Source organism: Acinetobacter sp. CIP A162, from assembly GCF_000367905.1.
GTDB classification, from domain to species: domain Bacteria; phylum Pseudomonadota; class Gammaproteobacteria; order Pseudomonadales; family Moraxellaceae; genus Acinetobacter; species Acinetobacter lwoffii.
On record NZ_KB849159.1, the window covers coordinates 1,744,360 to 1,762,716 of the forward strand.

The 18,357-nt window shown below is 43.4% G+C and carries 16 protein-coding genes; 7 read left to right on the forward strand and 9 right to left on the reverse strand.

Annotation, left to right across the window (positions count from 1 at the left end):
* Positions 1 to 37: 37 nt before the first annotated feature.
* The gene (gene znuD / locus F995_RS14585) at positions 38 to 2,152 is read left to right on the forward strand and encodes a zinc piracy TonB-dependent receptor ZnuD (RefSeq protein ID WP_004647492.1); all 2,115 of its coding nucleotides are present in this window, start codon (positions 38 to 40) and stop codon (positions 2,150 to 2,152) included.
* A 106-nt stretch (positions 2,153 to 2,258) separates the two neighbouring features.
* A complete protein-coding gene (locus F995_RS14590; protein WP_004647494.1) occupies positions 2,259 to 3,722 on the forward strand; it encodes a phospholipase D-like domain-containing protein in 1,464 nt (487 codons plus the stop codon).
* An 84-nt stretch (positions 3,723 to 3,806) separates the two neighbouring features.
* Here F995_RS14590 and F995_RS14595 read toward each other — a convergent pair whose 3' ends face one another.
* Positions 3,807 to 4,265: a hypothetical protein gene (locus tag F995_RS14595; RefSeq protein WP_004647495.1), complete on the reverse strand. Its 459-nt coding sequence runs from the start codon at positions 4,263 to 4,265 to the stop codon at positions 3,807 to 3,809.
* Positions 4,266 to 4,445: 180 nt separating this feature from the next.
* Between F995_RS14595 and F995_RS14600 the strand changes: the two genes are divergently transcribed.
* The gene (locus tag F995_RS14600; RefSeq protein ID WP_004647496.1) at positions 4,446 to 4,898 is read left to right on the forward strand and encodes an RcnB family protein; all 453 of its coding nucleotides are present in this window, start codon (positions 4,446 to 4,448) and stop codon (positions 4,896 to 4,898) included.
* A 197-nt stretch (positions 4,899 to 5,095) separates the two neighbouring features.
* Here the strand turns inward: F995_RS14600 and F995_RS14605 are convergent, their stop codons facing one another.
* A complete protein-coding gene (locus tag F995_RS14605; RefSeq protein WP_004647497.1) occupies positions 5,096 to 5,593 on the reverse strand; it encodes a phosphate-starvation-inducible protein PsiE in 498 nt (165 codons plus the stop codon).
* A gap of 174 nt (positions 5,594 to 5,767) precedes the next feature.
* Between F995_RS14605 and F995_RS14610 the strand changes: the two genes are divergently transcribed.
* Complete coding sequence (locus F995_RS14610; RefSeq protein WP_004278311.1) at positions 5,768 to 5,974, forward strand: hypothetical protein; 207 nt, start codon at positions 5,768 to 5,770, stop codon at positions 5,972 to 5,974.
* Between the two features lie 62 nt (positions 5,975 to 6,036).
* Here F995_RS14610 and F995_RS14615 read toward each other — a convergent pair whose 3' ends face one another.
* From F995_RS14615 to F995_RS14625, 3 genes are all read right to left on the reverse strand, one after another.
* The gene (locus tag F995_RS14615; RefSeq protein ID WP_004647498.1) at positions 6,037 to 7,818 is read right to left on the reverse strand and encodes an acyl-CoA dehydrogenase C-terminal domain-containing protein; all 1,782 of its coding nucleotides are present in this window, start codon (positions 7,816 to 7,818) and stop codon (positions 6,037 to 6,039) included.
* 168 nt (positions 7,819 to 7,986) lie between these two features.
* On the reverse strand, positions 7,987 to 9,789 hold the full coding sequence (locus F995_RS14620; RefSeq protein ID WP_004647499.1) for an acyl-CoA dehydrogenase C-terminal domain-containing protein: 1,803 nt from the start codon (positions 9,787 to 9,789) through the stop codon (positions 7,987 to 7,989).
* Between the two features lie 301 nt (positions 9,790 to 10,090).
* Entirely contained in the window at positions 10,091 to 10,711 is a 621-nt protein-coding gene (locus tag F995_RS14625) for a hypothetical protein (protein WP_004647500.1), read from the reverse strand.
* Positions 10,712 to 10,846: 135 nt separating this feature from the next.
* Here F995_RS14625 and baeS point away from each other — a divergent pair, with 135 nt between their 5' ends.
* From baeS to F995_RS14640, 3 genes are all read left to right on the forward strand, one after another.
* Positions 10,847 to 12,499, forward strand: a complete 1,653-nt coding sequence (gene baeS / locus F995_RS14630) for a sensor histidine kinase efflux regulator BaeS (protein WP_004647501.1) — start codon at positions 10,847 to 10,849, stop codon at positions 12,497 to 12,499.
* A gap of 13 nt (positions 12,500 to 12,512) precedes the next feature.
* Positions 12,513 to 13,199 carry a response regulator gene (locus F995_RS14635; protein WP_004278304.1) on the forward strand — a complete coding sequence of 229 codons (687 nt, stop codon included), beginning with the start codon at positions 12,513 to 12,515 and terminating at the stop codon, positions 13,197 to 13,199.
* A 92-nt stretch (positions 13,200 to 13,291) separates the two neighbouring features.
* On the forward strand, positions 13,292 to 13,798 hold the full coding sequence (locus tag F995_RS14640; protein ID WP_004647503.1) for a GNAT family N-acetyltransferase: 507 nt from the start codon (positions 13,292 to 13,294) through the stop codon (positions 13,796 to 13,798).
* Between the two features lie 80 nt (positions 13,799 to 13,878).
* On the opposite strand, the gene F995_RS14645 is transcribed toward F995_RS14640, so the two are convergent.
* The 4 genes from F995_RS14645 to F995_RS14660 all read right to left on the reverse strand — a co-directional run bounded on the left by F995_RS14645 (position 13,879) and on the right by F995_RS14660 (position 17,998).
* Positions 13,879 to 14,250, reverse strand: a complete 372-nt coding sequence (locus F995_RS14645) for an MmcQ/YjbR family DNA-binding protein (RefSeq protein ID WP_004647504.1) — start codon at positions 14,248 to 14,250, stop codon at positions 13,879 to 13,881.
* Positions 14,251 to 14,326: 76 nt separating this feature from the next.
* The gene (locus F995_RS14650) at positions 14,327 to 15,088 is read right to left on the reverse strand and encodes a hypothetical protein (RefSeq protein WP_004647505.1); all 762 of its coding nucleotides are present in this window, start codon (positions 15,086 to 15,088) and stop codon (positions 14,327 to 14,329) included.
* Between the two features lie 165 nt (positions 15,089 to 15,253).
* Positions 15,254 to 16,699 (reverse strand): protein adenylyltransferase SelO, encoded by a 1,446-nt coding sequence (locus tag F995_RS14655; protein ID WP_004647506.1) that lies wholly within the window; start codon positions 16,697 to 16,699, stop codon positions 15,254 to 15,256.
* 132 nt (positions 16,700 to 16,831) lie between these two features.
* Positions 16,832 to 17,998: an acyl-CoA desaturase gene (locus tag F995_RS14660; RefSeq protein WP_004647507.1), complete on the reverse strand. Its 1,167-nt coding sequence runs from the start codon at positions 17,996 to 17,998 to the stop codon at positions 16,832 to 16,834.
* Between the last annotated feature and the right edge of the window lie 359 nt (positions 17,999 to 18,357).

Consider the following 18,357-nt stretch of genomic DNA (forward strand, 5'->3'; position numbering starts at 1 on the left):
TAACATTAATCCAAATTGCTGAATTTGAGCTTCGGTCATGTCCTTCCCTAAGAATCTAATAACATTGTCAATTTTTGCTGTAGTTGCGCCTACAGTATTTGCAGAGCAATCCTCATCTTCTATCCCGGTTCAGACCATGGACACTATTCAGGTGCAAGCTCATCCATTGGTGCAGACTGCGGCGGATTTCGCGGTTGCAGATCAGGTCGTGGATCAGAAAGCGCTGTCTGAACGTGCTACCACCATTGGGGATGCCTTGGCAGATGAGCTGGGTGTTTATTCTAATCAATATGGTTCAGGCTCAAGCCGTCCTGTGATTCGTGGTCAAGATGGTCCACGTGTGAAAGTGTTGCAGCATGCTTCTGAAACAGCGGATGTATCCACTTTGTCTCCTGACCATGCAGTAACCGTTGATCCGATTCTGGCGAAACAGGTCGAAGTGATTCGTGGTCCATCTACATTACTTTATGGTGCCGGTACAGTCGGTGGTCTGGTGAATGTCACTGATCAAAAAATTCCGACCCAGATGCCTGAAGATGGTTTGGAAGGTACAGTCGGCCTGCGTTATAACTCAGGCAGTGATGAAAAACTGGCAAGTGCTGGTGTGACAGCGGGTATTGGTGAAAACTTTGCTTTGCGTGTAGAAGGCTCAAAACGTAAAGCCAATGATTATATTGCACCGGATTATTTTCATGAGCATGATGACGAATTAGAAAAAGAACGTCGTGTGGGCAATACTTTTGCTGAAGGGCAAACAGTCAATATTGGCGGATCATGGATTCATGATCGTGGTTTTGTCGGTCTGTCTTATAGCAACCGTCAGGATCAGTATGGCTTACCAGGGCATAGTCATGAATATCATGGTTGTGTTTTACATGGTGATCATTTTCATGGTTGTCCAACACCTGACCCAGATGCACCAGCCCATGAAGAGCATGGTGGACCATGGGTAGATTTAAAATCTGAACGCTATGAAGTACGCACCGAACTGGAACAGCCTTTTGCCGGTGTTGAAAAACTACGTGCACATGCCAGCATTACCGATTATGAACACAATGAACTTGAAGAAAGTGAAGTCATTAGTAACTTTAAAAGCAAAGGTTATGACGGCCGTTTAGAGTTGGTGCATGTGCCAGTTGCAGGCTGGGAAGGGGTGATTGGAACCCAGATTTCACAGCAAAAAATTAATCTTGCCGCATCAGAGCATGACCATCATGAAGATGGCGATGAGGACGATGAAGAACATCATGTTCATAGTTCAGGTGTCGTGATGCCGGACACAAAAACTGACAAATTCAGTCTTTTTGCTTTAGAGCATAAGCAACTTGGCGATGTGCATGTTGAACTTGGTGCGCGTGTCGATCATCAAAAAGTGAAAGTAGATTCGGATCAGAAAGATTATTCGGGGACTGGTGTCTCTGCATCCGCTGCTGCCAACTGGGAATTTGCACCGGACTACAAACTTTCTGTAGTGGGATCACATCAGCAGCGTTTGCCTTTAGCTCAAGAACTCTATGCTGATGGCTTGCATTTTGCGACCAATACCTATGAACTAGGTAATCCTGATCTCGATAAAGAAACTTCAAATAATCTCGAGTTAGGTCTGCATTATGAAGGGGATAAACTGGATTACCGTGTGCATGTCTATCACAACTGGTTTGATGATTATATCTATGGCGAAACGGTAGCGCAAAAAGGTAATTTACGTGGCGTGCAATATACCCAGGACAAAGCCAGATTCTATGGTACAGAAGCACAAGCCGGGTATCAGATCAATGATATGTATAAGCTCAGCGTCTTTGGGGACTATGTACGTGGCAAGATTGAAGGCGAAAATGCACCACGTGTACCTGCAGGTCGCTTAGGCACCAAAGTAGAAGCAGACTTTGCCGATGGCTGGTCAGGTTTGGCTGAGTATTATCATGTCTTTAATCAGGACAAAATCGCCAGCTATGAAGATGAAACCCAAGGCTACAATATGGTGAATGTTGGCCTGAGTTATGCCAATAGCATTGCAGATAACAATGCTTATCGAGTTTATTTCAAGGCCAATAACCTGCTCGATGATCAGGTGTATTCACATACTTCCTTCCTGTCGAATATTCCGCAGGTGGGTCGCAACTTTACTGTCGGCGTGCAGTATGATTTCTAACAGGTCTACTGAAATAATCGACCAAATCATCTAGATCTCACTGAAATCTACTTGAAAAATCATAAGATAAAACCTAGCCTGAGTATATTGGGTTAGGTTTTTTCTTATGCGTATCTTTCAACGAATTCACAATAAATTGAACTGGTCGAATCGCCGTTATGCGACTTTGATCATTAGTATGCTGGCTGTGGGTTATTTGGCTTCGGCAATCTACCACACGTATAAGCCTTTGCCGGAAGGTCTGAATTACACGGGCAAACTGCGTCATGCCGAAGTCAAGTTTCTGGCCGATCAGACTTATCTGGATGCCGAAGGAAAACAGCATTTAGATCATCGCATTTTTAATGAAATGCTGAAAATGATTGAAGAGGCCAAATCGCTGATTGTGCTGGATATGTTTTTATTTAATCAGCAAACCGGTGCATCTACGCAGCAGCATCAGGCATTGAGTCAACAACTGAGCGATGCTTTAATCAGTAAACGTCTGCTGCAGCCTGAGGTAGAAATCAAATTTATTACCGATCCGATCAATTCGGTCTATGGTGGAATTAGATCCGAGCAGTATCGGGAATTACGTCAGCACGGTATTGATGTGATTGAAACCAATCTGACGCCGTTGCGGGCTTCCAATCCAAGCTGGTCCGGCTTCTGGTATATCTGTTGCCAGGGCATTGGCAATAATCCGGAAACAGGCTGGTTGCCGAATCCATTTGGAACAGAAAAAATTACCCTGCGCAGTTATTTTGATTTGTTTAACTTTAAAGCCAATCATCGCAAAACTATGGTGGTGGATACCGATCAAGGCTGGAAAGCACTGGTCACATCCATGAATCCGCATGATGGCAGTTCACGGCATTCCAATATTGGTTTATTGGTCTGGGGGAGCACAGCTGTGGATATTTTGAAAACAGAACTGTCTGTGGGCATGATGTCACAAGCGAATATGCCAGCCATTGTCGCTGGGGATTTTCAGGCAGACAGTAGCCAGCCACAAGCTCAGGTGCTGACTGAAAAAGCCATTTATGATGCGATTCTGAATCTGATTCAGACCGCGAAAGCCAGTGAACAGATTGATCTGGCAATGTTTTATCTGTCTGAGCGAAAAATTATCAAAAGTCTGATAGCGGCCCATGAACGTGGTGTCAAAGTCCGGATTTTACTCGACCCAAATAAAGATGCCTTTGGCCGTGAAAAGAATGGAATTCCAAATCGGCAGGTGGCTTCAGAATTGCACGAAGCGGGTATAAATGTACGTTGGTGTCATACTCAGGGTGAGCAATGTCATAGCAAGATCCTAATGAAGCGCAATGCTCAGCAAGCTGAAATGATTTTAGGTTCGGCCAATTTTACGGTACGCAATTTGAAAAACTATAATCTGGAAACTAATATGCGCGTGGTGGGTCAGCCTCAGGCCGAAGTCTTCCGGGATGCCCAGCAATATTTTGAGGGTGCATGGTCAAATCTAAATGGCCGTTCGATGAGCGTAGATTACACTCAATATGCAGAAAACTCGTTCTTTAAATATTGGCTGTATCGTTTTATGGAATGGAGCGGCTGGTCGACGTTTTAATTTTAAATCCCTCCTGACCTCCCTTTTTAAAAAGGGAGGAAAGTCCCTCTTTGAAAAAGAGGGAGTTAGGGAGATTTTTTATTATCAGCTTTTTGATTCTGGATTCGGCGGAACCAGCTGATCCAGCTCTTTATCCGTTAATTCATCCAGCTCAGAAATATCGGTTTTAATTTTCCATTGCGCTTCATCATCAACCGGATTTGGTAAACGCGCTTCTAACCAGTCACAAACTACATCGGGTGGGAAATCTGCGTGATTACACTGGATCACCCAAGACAGGAAATCTTTGGCTACACCATTCATATATGGCGGTGGCGAAACTGGAAGAAACTGAGTTGGAAGACGTTCATTTTTAGAAATATAATTCAGGACATGACCTAGTTCTTGCACAGTTTGCCAAGCCAGCGGATGATCTACATTGATCTGAAACTTAAACCACCATGCCTGTTTACCATCTGAACCATAGCTATCAATCCGTTCTTTCTGAACACTCGGCACTTTAGAAAAATATTCATGTAAACGATCGAAATTTAAATCAGACACAGTATTCAACTCGAAACATTAAAAAAAGTAATTTTAGCATAAAGCAGCAGGATGCCGATGAGCCCGCTAGATTGAAAATAGGCGAGCGCATTACAAAAAATTGCAGCTCCAACGAGCTTATCCATATTTTTCGCATCTATTTTGTTTAAAATATAAGCAGATTATTCGGAGGAAGCTCAAATGAGAATCGTACTATCGAGCGCAATATTCGCTGCTTTGCTATTGGGAGCTTCTGCACAGACGATGGCTGACAATGCCTGGGTGGGTTATAGCGGTATAGATCGATCCACACCGAATTATCGCAGCGCTCCACGATCTTATGATCCACCACGGCAGCATTATCCGCAACGTTCACTGCCACCAAGACCACATTACCCGCAACGACCACCACATTGGGGCTATCCACCTGCACAGAGTCAAAGTGGATTAAATATTCAGTATCAGGCACCGACCACTATTTATCGAAATTCGAATAGTTATAGCTGGGTCAATGGTGATCCGAATGTTGCCCGGATTGAAAGTTCGAGATATACGGTAATTACTGATTGGCAGCGTTTAGGACTACCAGCACCGCCACGTGGCAGCTACTGGATTTATGAAAACGGACGCTATGTGCTGGTGCCAAATCGTTAAACTGCTTTAAATTCTGAACGGATAATTCAGCAATAAGCGTAAATAACTCAAAAAGACCAAAATAGTTCCCTCTCCTGTGAGGAGATGAGTAGCACTGCTACGCAAGGGAGAGGTTGCTTGAGATAAATAGTTCTAAACCCTGAAAGAGGCTTGAGTATTGCTTTAAGCTGAAGTGCAAAAAAAGAGGGCTTAAAAGACTATGCCAATTCATCATCTTCTGGGCGCGGTGTTTTGCCGAGTGGTAGTGGCTTTTCACTATGTTTGTCACGGATCACGGATGGATAGGTCCATGAGGCATAGCGCACCACTAATATCGCAAAGGCCAAAATCAGAATCGAACCGGTAATAATCACCAGATCCATGCTGGCTTTATGCGTGTGTTGAATATCTGCAATCAGCAAACGGGTCAATGCAGTAATCGCAATATAAATCAGGAAACGTACTGGCATATGGTTGGTTTTAAAGTAGATACCAACCATGGCACCCAGTTCCAGATAGATAAACAATAAAAGAATGTCATCAATGGTGGCGAACTGTTTGACGGTCAGAATGTCAATGACGGTATGGCCGGCGGACCAGATCACCATACAGCCAATAATAAACAGCGCAATATAATGAAAGCTTTCTACAGCAAGATTACCAAGACGGTCGAGGAGGGCTTCAAATTTTTCAATTTTTGGACGTGATTTAGACATATTATCCTCCTGATTTTTCATGTGAAATAAAAGATAGTTGCAGAATAACCTGCAAAGATCATGCACAGAATGATTGAATGAAAAATAAAGATTAAATTATTTGAACTTTTGCGCTTTTTTTAGACTAAATTGCTATATTGTATGGGTGGTACATTGAATAAATAGGAGAAAAAAGTGTTAGATAAAATTCAAACAAAAATTAGCCAATTAGAAGCCGGAAAAAAATTAATCCTCGGCGTAGGCATTAAGGCTGAAGATATGCAAAAGGTGGTGGAACTCTGCGAGTCTTTAGAGTCTGAGGGGAATATCAAAATTGTGAATAAACATCTTAATCCGAAAAGCAATAATCAGCCGGATACCTTACTGATTCAAAAAGTTTAATTATTGCATTTTCATAAAAAAACGCCTGCTGATGCAGGCGTTTTTTATTGCAGATTTTCAGCTTAAGCTTGAGTCGTGAAATAATCTTCAGAGAAGTTCATGATGACGTCAGAACCTGATTTCACTTTAGTAATGCGTAATGCCAGTTCAGGCAGAATGCGTTGCACAAAATAACGTGCCAGAGCGAGTTTATTTTGATAGAACTCACCTTCTTTATTTTTCGCTGCATTGGCAATGCGCGCGAACATATAAGAGAAGCTCAACAGACCTACAGCGTGCAGATAGTCAACTGCAGTCGCATTCGGGAAGTCATGGCTTTCTCTTGCTGCTTCCAGAATGTACTGAGTCACTGATTCAACTTCAGTCGCTGCATCTAGTGTGGCATCTTTAATGAAGTTCAGGTCTGCATCCAGACTATTGGCAAAGTCACGGATTTCAGAGATATATTCAGAGATATATTCGCCGCCACATTTAATGGTTTTACGGCCGATCAAGTCTTGTGACTGTACGCCGTTGGTGCCTTCATAGATCTGGGAAATACGCAGGTCACGGATACATTGCTCTAGGCCCCATTCACGGATATAGCCATGACCACCGAAGACCATTTGTGCATCTAATGTTGCCTGGAATGCGGTATCCGTTAAATATGCTTTCGCGATTGGTGTTAATAGCGCAACGCGGTCATTGGCTTTTTTCACCGCTTCAGGATCAGTAGAGAATTTGGTGATATCCAGTTGCTGACCTACATAAACTGCAAAGGCACGCGAAGCTTCGTTATTGGCACGTACATTCAGCAGCATACGGCGTACATCACCATGCACCAGAATACTGTCTGCAGGTTTGTTTGGTGATTGAACGCCAGCCGCGCTGCGACCCTGTAAACGGTCTGTCGCATATTGCGCAGCGTTTTGATAAGCGAATTCAGAAGCACCTAGGCCTTGGATACCCATGGACAGACGTTCATAGTTCATCATCACGAACATTGCCGCCAGACCTTCGTTTTCTTTACCAACCAGGTAACCTTTGGCACCGTCAAAGTTCATCACACAAGTCGCAGATGCCTTGATCCCCATTTTGTGTTCGATTGAACCTGGGCCGACCGGGTTACGTTCGCCAATAGAACCATCTTCATTCACCAGGAATTTCGGTACGATGAAGAGGGAAATACCACGAGAGCCGGCAGGCGCATCTGGGGTTTTTGCTAGAACGAGGTGGATGATATTTTCCGCCAGGTCGTGATCACCACCCGTGATGAAAATCTTGGTGCCGCTGATGCTATAAGTGCCGTCTTCGTTACGTTCAGCTTTGGTCTTGATAATACCCAGATCAGTACCGGCATGTGGCTCGGTTAAGCACATGGTACCTGACCATTCACCTGAATAAATTTTAGGTAAATAGGTTTCTTTTTGTGCTTGTGAAGCGTAGCTGTTCAGCGCCATGCCTGCACCAACAGAAAGCAGTGGATAGAGCATGAAAGAAGGGTTGGTGGCAAACAGCATTTCATCAGAAAGTACTGTCAGCATTTTCGGCATTTCCTGGCCGCCCCATTCCATATCTGCGCCCAGACCAATCCAGCCGCCTTCTGCATATTGTTTGAAGGCTTCTTTAAAGCCAGCAGGTGTGGTCACATTGCCATTTTCAATTTTTGCGCCTTCTTCATCACCGGTACGGTTCAGTGGAAGCGTGACGTTTTGCGAAAATTTTGCCATTTCTTCAAGAATCGCTTCTGCTGTCGCAGCATCCAGATGCGCTAGATTTTCATTGGCCTGCCAGAACTGTTCTGCATTGAAGACATCGTTCAGGATGAATTTCATATCGGCAAGTGGCGCGTTATAAATTGGCATGGTGTGTCACCTGTTTATTGTTTGATTAAATGAGTTTTAATCAGTCTAAAACACTCAAAATCTGAATGTTAGACGACTAAAGGTTAATTCTGTAACTCTTTATAAAGAAAAAGGACTGCCTGTTGATTGACCGTCCTTTTTCTATGATGTAGCTAGTCTGAGACTAACTTAGAATGCAAAGTGTTCCGCATCCAGGTTCATCAATGGCTCTACACCTGTCGCAATCACTTCGACGTGTGAACGAACGCGTGGCAGGATTTTCTTGAAGTAGAAGCGTGCTGTCGTCACTTTGGCATTGTAGAAGTCAACTTCAGTGGTGCCAGCAGCCAGCTGCTCTTGAGCAACCAGTGCCATACGTGCCCATAGGTAAGCCAGAGTGACATAACCAGAGAAGTACAGGTAATCGACTGCAGCCGCACCCACTTCTTCAGGGTTTTGCATCGCGCGCATACCAATTTGCATGGTCAGGTCGCCCCATTCTTTGTTCAAGGTAGCCAATGGTTCAACGAATTCTTTCATTGCAGCATTGTCTTTGTGCGCTTCAGCAAATTTATGGATGATCTTGGTGAAGTCTTTCAACATTGCACCTTGCGTACCCAATACTTTACGGCCTAACAAGTCTAGTGCCTGAATTTCAGTGGTACCTTCGTACAAGCAGGCGATACGTGTATCACGTACGATCTGCTCCATACCGTGCTCAGAAATAAAGCCGTGACCACCAAATACCTGTACACCGTGTTTCGCAGCTTCAGAACCAGTTTCAGTCAGGAACGCTTTTGCGATTGGTGTCAGCAATGACAGGATGTTGTCTGCAAATTTACGGTCTGCTTCTTCTGCAGCATGTTCAACTACGTCAGCATATTGTGCTAACAGGTAAACCAGTGCACGACCACCTTCTGCATATGCTTTTTGAGTTAAAAGCATGTTACGTACCGCAGGATGCACAATGATTGGATCTGCTTCTTTTTCAGGTGCTTTAGGACCAGAAAGAGAACGCATTGCCAGACGGTCTTTTGCATATGCAAGCGCGCCTTGGAATGAACCTTCAGATGCTGCAAGACCTTGAACTGCTGTACCGATACGTGCTGTGTTCATGAACGTGAACATGCAGTTCAGGCCGCGGTTTTCAGGTCCAATCAGGAAGCCTTTAGCATTGTCAAAGTTGATGACACAAGTCGCGTTACCATGGATACCCATTTTGTGTTCGATCGAACCACAACGTACACCGTTACGCTCGCCAATCGAACCGTCAGCATTCAGGTTGAATTTTGGCACGATGAATAATGAGATACCTTTGGTGCCTTTCGGTGCACCTGGCAGGCGAGCAAGTACGATATGGATGATATTTTCAGCCATGTCGTGTTCACCAGCAGAGATAAAGATTTTCTCGCCAGAGATTGCATAGCTACCGTCCGCTTGTGGTTCAGCTTTGGTACGGATAATACCCAGGTCAGAACCCGCATGGGATTCAGTTAAGCACATGGTACCCGTCCACTCACCTGAAACCAGTTTAGGCAGGTAAGCATCTTTTTGTTCAGCTGAACCATGGTGTTCTAAAGTACGAACTGCACCGTGAGACAGGCCAGGGTACATGCCCCATGCCCAGTTCGCAGTACCGACCATTTCAGAAATCGTGATACCTAAAGAGTTTGGTAAGCCTTGACCGCCGTATTGTTCTTCAGCAGAAAGAGAAGGGAAGCCAAGCTCGATGTATTTTTGGTACGCTTCTTTAAAGCCAGTCGGAGTCGTAACAACGCCGTCATTCCAGGTACAGCCTTCACGGTCACCGGTCTGGTTGATCGGAGACAATTCGTTTTCACAGAAGTCGGCCGCAGCTTCTAAGTACTGATCTACCAGCTCACGGCTTACGTTTTCTTGGAATGCAGGGAGATTTGCATAGTGTTGTTCAGCATTTAATAATTCATGCAACACAAATTGCATATCACGTAAAGGCGCTTTGTATTGTGGCATATCGGTTTCCTCAATACTGGTTGAACCAGCGTTATAATCTTAGATGAACTAAAACCTGTCTTCACTGACACGGTTTGGAATGATCTAATCGTGCAACAACTTCCCTTGCGGTACAAGCTTTTCGGGGTGTTTTCTTGGTGACTGTAAAGTCAAAGATTAATCTGCATGACGCATTAAAGGTCTTGAGTATAAAGACTTTAGCCATATTCTGCAGGAAACGAATAGTCAACTGTATGCATGAAAGAGCACGCAATAAAAAAGCACCCGAAGGTGCTAGTCGTGAAGCCTTGATTCCTATGCATTAATAGGTAGAGGCTGTGGGCTGGAAACGGACATGACATTTGCCATTGATGGTTTGTTCGCTCATCTTGATCTGTGCAGCAGTCCCGTCTTTTTTGCCTTGACAGGCTTGCAGCATGGCTTGTTGATGTGCCTGACGTTGAGCGAGGCGCTGATCAAACTGTTTAGTCAATTCTGCACGTTTGGCATCCGTCAAGACTTCACCGTGCATCATGCCTCTACGCATATCGGCACGCATTGGACGATGCTCAGCTTTCATGTCGCGATGGCTTTTCATCTCTTTATGATCTGCTTTAAAGACCATCTTGCAGGTGCCGTCTATGGTTTTATCGCCAGTCTTGATTTGAACAGCCGAGCCCACAGCTTTATTGTCGCAGGCCTGTTGAAGCTGTTTGGCAAACTGCATGCGTTCTGCACGCTTTGCCTTAAACTGTTCACGCTGTTCGGGAGTTAGATGCTGTTTTTTGCCTTCATGATGTTTCATCATATGGGGGTGATCATTATGTTTCATCATATGGGGGTGATCATTGTTTGGGACATTACTGGTGGATTGACAGGCAGTCAACGCACCCATTGATAAAACACTTGCACTGATTAAAGCTATTTTTGTCATGGTTTGCATTGTATTTATCCCCGTCAAGAAGCTGATTCTATGTCAGATAAAGATTAAACAATAAAGATGAAGAAACAATGAAGAGTTTTTTGCTGCGGTGTTCGCTACAATAATGAATATAGAAGAAAAATTGAGATTTCTATTTTGAACATTCGCCGCATTCCCATTGCATTACGTCTATTTTTGACCGTGCTGTTGACCACGCTGGTCATTACCACGGTAAGTCTAGGTGTATTGCATCTGAATATGCAGCGTAATTTCGCCCGTTATGTCGCTGATGTCGAAATGCAGAAGCTGGATTATGTGATTGAAAATCTGGCAGATGTCTATGCAGTCTATCAGGACTGGGGCAACGCGATTCAGGCACAGATTCTCCAGATGGAAGGTGAAGCCGCACCAGATGATTATGACCGATTATCACGCTGGTGGCTGCGCCGTCAGTATGATATTGCCTTGCAGCAGCGTTATTTTCAGGAACAGACCCTGGCTCAAGTGGCACCGAGTATGGTGGATCCAGAGTTACCACAACGTCAAGTCAATGAAGAAGAGTTACGGGTGCTGGCATCTAATTTGCCGTCCCAGTTTCAGCCCTTTGAAGGCTTAAAATTCCCGCTTAGTTCTAATCAGAATCTGTTTAGAACTGATCGCAAAAATGGTGAGCAGCCAGCACAGCAACCGACTGGCAAGAAACAGTTTATCCAGATGCCGGACCGTCTCGGCCTCAGTTCACGTCTCTCTCTGTATGATGCAAAACGTCGTTTTGTAGTGGGTGAAGCTTCGGATGAGCAAGTTTCTTATCGCCCGATTATGGTGAATAATCAGATTGTCGGCTATTTGGGCTTAAAACCGGTTCTGGATCAGGATGATGCCTTAAGTATTAATTTCTTTAGTAACCAGAAGCGTTATTTATTTTTGGTTTATGCACTCAGTATTTTGGCGAGTCTGATTGCGTCCTTGTTATTGGCGACTTATTTTAAAAAGCCGATTCAACGTCTGCTCAATGGTACGCGTGCCTTGACTCAGGGAAATTATCAATATCAGGTTAAAGTGAACCGGAATGATGAATTAGGTGATTTATCCAATGAATTAAATGCATTGGCGGTGATTCTGGATCAGCATGAAACCTCACGCCGTCAGTGGGTGGCAGATACTTCGCATGAGTTGAAAACGCCACTAGCAGTCTTACAGGCACAGATTGAAGCGATGCAGGACGGGATTCGTAAACCAACGCCTGAACATTTTGCGTCCATGCTGGCGCAGGTAAACAGCCTGAAAAAACTGACCCAAGATCTGGCCGCGCTGGCACAGGTCGATGCCCAGCAATTGCAATTTTATTTCTCCTCGGTAAATCCGTGGGAGGTGGTGCAGCAGGAACTCATCAACTTCCAGCCGAAATTTGAGCAAGCTGAATTGACGGTCAATGCAGACGGTGAGGGGACTGAGTTAAATCTGGATCTGGATCGTTTTAAACAGATTGTGGCGAACTTGCTCAGTAACAGTATTCGCTATACTGAAGCGGGTGGGCAGGTGCATATTCATACGACACAAGATGATAAAGAATGGACCTTATATATCGATGATAGTCCGTTTGGTCTGACTGATGAACAACTGGCGCGTATTGGTGAGCGTTTCTACCGTGTCGATGATTCTCGTACCCGGGCGACTGGCGGAACCGGACTGGGTTTGGCATTATCATGTAAAATTACGCAGGCGCTGGGCGGCAGCTTAAGCTTTGCACATTCACCACTGGGTGGTTTACGATGCAAGCTGAGCTTTCCTAAACAAATGAAACCATGAAGGGAATAGATTGATGAAACATGTCATGCTGGTTGAAGATGAAATCGAACTTGCACAGTTGGTGCGAGACTATCTGGAAGCTGCTGGTTTTGAGGTCAGTATGTTTCATGATGGGCAGGAAGCATATAACAGTTTTACCCAGCGTAAACCGAGTCTGATGATTCTGGACTTGATGGTGCCGCGTATGGACGGCCTGACCATTTGCCGTAAAGTACGTGAACAGTCGGATTTACCGATTATCATGGTGACCGCGCGTACTGAAGAAATTGACCGGGTATTGGGTCTGAATATGGGTGCAGATGATTATCTCTGTAAACCGTTTAGCCCGAAGGAACTGGTCGCGCGTGTACAGGCTGTGTTACGTCGTCTGGATCGTAAATCAGAACCGGAAAGCAATGATTTATTCCGCATGGACAAATCACAACAGCGCATCTGGTACCAGCAAAAAGCCTTGAATTTAACGCCAACTGAATTCCGTTTGCTGGAGTTATTCCTGGAACATGTCGGACAGGTATATTCACGTGCGCAATTGCTGGATCATATTAATCCGGATAGTTTTGATGTGGCTGACCGTGTGATTGACAGTCATATCAAGAATTTACGCCGCAAGATTTCAGATGCGGCTGAAACCGGTAACCGTCATGAGTGGATTCAGGCGGTGTATGGGGTCGGTTACCGTTTTGAATATCCTGAAGACTGATTAAGTTTTTAATGTTTAAGAGAAGCGAATAGGTGAGAACTTATTCGCTTTTTTTATATCTGAAAATGATAAATATAAGAGGGCTAAAAATAATGAATATCATGATCCGAGATGAGCAAATAGATGACATTCAGGCAATTGAAGAGTTAACAAAAGACGCTTTTAAAGACATTGAATATTCAAGTCATACTGAACATTTTATTATCAATGCATTAAGGAAGAAGCATCAACTGACGTTATCGTTAGTCGCTCTTGAAAATAACACTATTGTTGGGCATATTGCCGTTTCTCCCGTATCAATGTCTTCGGGTACAGCAGGGTGGTTTGGATTAGGCCCTATTTCAGTTTTGCCTGATCAACAAGGTTTAGGCATTGGTTCAAGGCTTGTATATGCAGCATTGGACAGACTGAAAGCATTGAATGCAAAAGGCTGTGTGCTATTAGGCGATCCCAAGTATTATGCTCGTTTGGGTTTTCAACCGATTGCCGATTTAGTTTTGGAAAATGTACCAGCTGAATATTTTCAAGCGATCAGTTTTGATGGGGATTTTCCCAAAGCCCAGGTATTTTATGATGAAGCATTTAATGCAACTCAATAACTGACGGTATATTGAATATTATTTTGATGATAGATCTTAAATTTTTTTATATGCATCATTCCTATAAACAAGGTAAAAACCTATCGTACTGTTTTAAGTAGTTCAATTCGCTGCCGATCGACTTTCTTTAACTTTAATACTACTAACTCATAAGAATTCAGCACTAAATTTTCAATCAAAGCTTCGTCCAGATGTTCATCCTCATAAACTGAAATCCAGTGCTGTTTATTCATATGCCAGCCCGTATGAATATAAGGGTAAATGTCTCGAAGCATGGCACCGTGATCAGGCTCGACTTTTAAATTAATCGCAGCTTTTCCTTGCAAATAAAAAGCCAGTATAAAGACTTTATCCAGCACTTTAAATACATCACAACCCTCACCAAAAGGCTGGGTGACTGTTACTTCAGGAAGTTTTAAAGCAGTAAATGATGCAATTTGATATAAAGACATAAGCTATTGATAAATCATCATAAAACTGTGGATAATGCTTAAATTATCCACAGTTTTTGGCTGAGTTGTGAATAAATTAACAGGCAAAATAATAATCTACATCAAGGCTGAGCCCCAAAGAAAACAATGCTTGTATGCTCGTTACACTTAACTTGCGATGATGTGGATTTTCTAAATGCCCATGCGCTTGAATATATTGCTGAATATGAGGGTTGAAAAAGGTTTTTTGTAAGACAGACTGATATGGGTGGAGTTGATCAACGAGATAGTGGAGGTGTTGATCTAAATCGTGATGTTCAGAATTTAAGCGAGATGGCAGTTCCAGCAAGCTAGTTTGTGCATGCTCCAAATATTTTTGTGAACGAATATTTAGACCTTGATCAAAAAGAATATTGAACCGCATGCCTTGAAAATATTCTTGTAGCTGTTGGGCGGTTAAGCATTCTGAACTTATGCGAAAGCTCGCTGATTCTGTGATTGTGAATGGGGTGTCAGCCATTGATGTTAAGGGCTCTGTGAATGTTTCTTGTTCAGAGGAAGTATTTAAGTGGCTATGCACATGAAATTCGATATTAAGTTCGCTGAGTAAACCTAAAAGTTGATGCGTGAGATGAAAACCCGAGCTTTGCTCATTAAACGCTTGAATGTACAAATGCAGGGCTTTACGATAGGTTTCAGTCAACTGCAAGATATTGGTATTTGTTTTGAGTCGATGCAACCACAAGTAGACCTGTTGTGTGAAATCATCATGTAGCTGTACCGCACCGATATTCAGTCGTATGCCTAGAGGCTGTGTGGATTGTTCTAGGTTTAGCAGATCCTCATCGGCATACCACACTTGAACTTGAGATATTTGATCAAGGTGGTATTACAAGATGAAATCTTCAATAGACTGCTGATTACATGCAATAGTGAAGTATAAAGATGCTGATTCTTGAGACATGTGGTTCATATTTTCAATGTTCAGATCATCATAATGTCATCTGTAGTCCAATAGAAAATTTTAAGACGAACAGCTGACCATCACTTCAGGCACATCACTTGGCAAGGGTGCTAAATCTTCAGGCTGTTCCAGATCTGGCTGTTTCTGATAAGGCTGACTCAATAATTTAAACAGGCGGTCTACTTCAGAAAAATCATCCCGCTCTGCCAGTTCAATGGCTTTCTGTGCCATATGATTACGCAGAATATAATGTGGATTGGCCAGTTGCATGGCGGCGTCTAATTCTTCTATATCCTGTTGTTCTCGAATGCTTTCATATTGTGTCAAAAATGCTTCAAACTGACGACGATCCAGACAATCATCTTTAAGGACTTCATAGTCTTTATTTTGCAACCGGATAAAACTCTGGGTGTAGTCCAGTTGTTCACTTTGCAAAATGCGCAGAAATACCATCGCGCAGTCAAAACTGTCTTTATGGAAACTTGGCAAGCCCATTTTCTGGTTTAAACCATGTTTATAATGTTCCAAGAATGTTGGTTCATAATGCTCCAGACATGCAGCTAAATCCTGTTTCCATTGTTCTTTGTCATAATCTGTAGGGCAGAGCGGGACCAGATTGTTTAACCATTGCCACAAATTCCAATGTCCGATACTTGGCTGCTGCTGATAGGTATAACGCCCTTGATAATCCGAGTGGTTATTGATCCAGTTCGGACGGAAGCGCTCCATAAAGCCATAAGGACCAAAGTCCAAAGTTGAACCGGTAATATTCAGGTTGTCAGTATTCATCACGCCATGTGCAAAACCAACCAGTTGCCATTTGGCAATCATCACCGCAGTGCGCTGAATAACTTTGGTGGCAAAGCTCAGAATCGGCTGTTCGTCTTGCAGACATTCCGAATAATGCCATTCGATACATTTTTGGGTAAATTCAGCTAGCAGATCTGGCTGATACTGATTGATCCATTCGAAATGACCGAAACGGATATGACAATCCGAAGTACGCAACATCATCGCGCCCGGTTCCAGTTTTTCACGTTGAATACCTTGTATTGATGAAGTAAAACCGACTGCATTACTCGATGCGACACCCAAACAATTCAAGGCATGACCGGCCAGATACTCACGAATAACTGAGCGCAGTACTGCACGACCATCGCCCATGCGTGAATAAGGCGTAGACCCAGCACCTTTTAAATGCAGGTCAATGGTCTGGTGATTCTGATCCAGAATTTGAGCAATCAATAACCCGCGACCATCTCCCAATTGTCCTGCCCATTGTCCAAACTGATGACCTGCATAGACCATAGCCAAAGGTTCAAACTCAGCAAAGACTTTCTGACCACTACAAATCTCGACCCATTGCGCCTTGTCTTCGTCCGACCATTGCAGTTGTTCTGCCAAAGCTGCATTAAAATGTCCGGCTTTTGCACCTTTTAACGGCAGCGGAACTTGATGATGATAGAGGCGAGCAGGTAGTGTTTGATAGCGAGATTTAAAATACATAGCATCAGTACAGGATTGGAATACATGAACTATAACAAAGATAGCTGTATAAAACTGTTGTATAAGCGAGAGTTCACGTTATCTTTCGGGCATAAAAAAAGCCCCAATCGGGGCTTTAATTTTCAACAGTTTTTATTGAGAAACTGCAGATTTTTTCAAATTACGAACCAGTAGATTCAAGGTTTGACGATGATGAGAAAGACGCTGTTCAACCAGCTGGAATTCAACTTTCAGCTTGTCATCCATTTGATGGATTTTTTCAGCCATAGACGCTTTCTTGACCTGAATTTCCTGTTCTTTCAACTTCGCCCAGTCATTTAAGGTTTGGGTAAATGCATCATATTCCTGTGCGATCTTGGTTTTTACCGCTGAGATATCTTCAGAAACATCATGACCATACACCGCAAGATCCTGTTCGGCATATTTAAACTTCATCGCCAATTCTGCTTTTTTGATATTGAAGCTAGGAATACGGCGCAAGTTTTTAGCTAAACCAAGTTTAGAACAAGTCCAGATCAACCATTTAGTTGGATCGTACTGCCACCATTTCACGCCGTTACGGTAATCGTATTGGAAAATGTGGTGATAGTTATGATAACCCTCACCCCAAGTTGCAACCGCGAGTACGAAGTTGTCACGTGCAGTATTTTCGTCGGTATAAGGACGATTTCCCCACATGTGGCACAGTGAGTTAATGAAGAAGGTTACATGATGGCTCAGGATTAAACGCATTAATCCACCCAATAGCAACACGCCCCATACATCGCCGACTGCCCAGCCAATTGGCAATAAAATCGCAGCATGAACAGCAATCACTAAAGGAACGTAGTATTTGTCCTGAAACATCACCACTTTGTCTTTTAATAGATCTGGCGCATTTTTATAGTTGGCAGCACCAGATGGATAATCACGTAACATCCAGCCAATATGTGCATACCAGAAGCCTTTATTGATCGAGTACGGGTCTTGATCAACATCATCGACATGACGGTGATGGGTACGGTGACCAGATGCCCAGAATAAAATACTATTCTGTACAGCAAATGTACCCATAATCATCAAGATGATTTTTAATGGTAAAGTGGCTTCATAAGCACGATGTGCCCACAGGCGATGGTATCCTGCTGTAATGCCGAGGCTGCTTACGCCCAGTAAAACAAACATACTGATCCAAGCGGCAGCGCTAAAATCATGGTGATACGCATACAACGGAATCGCGATCAGGGCTACAATCGGTAAGAATACCAATGCAAACACAGCAATCCAGTTGATGGGGGCTTTGGGTAAGGGAGCATTCATCTCCAACAGCACTCCTAGAACCTCGGAAGGTATAACAAAAAGCAGAAACTACTGTTGGTTTTAACAGCAGCCTATCTTGTCCATATTAGCATGTGCCCTAAGGCATCACTAGCATTATTGTACGGTTGTATTGTACTTGTCGGTAACAGAATAAGTAGGGCAGAAGTGACCATTTTGCGAGCGTAGACAGGCTCTGATTTCCGACTAAGTGACTGAGGATTATCACTCTCTCAGAAAATGGAAACCGAATGAATCAGAGGAAAATCATTGTTCATAATTTCTACAATATTACCAGGAAATTTGCAGAATATAGATGTTGGGCAACTTAATCTCACTTTCAAATAAAATCTGATTAAGGA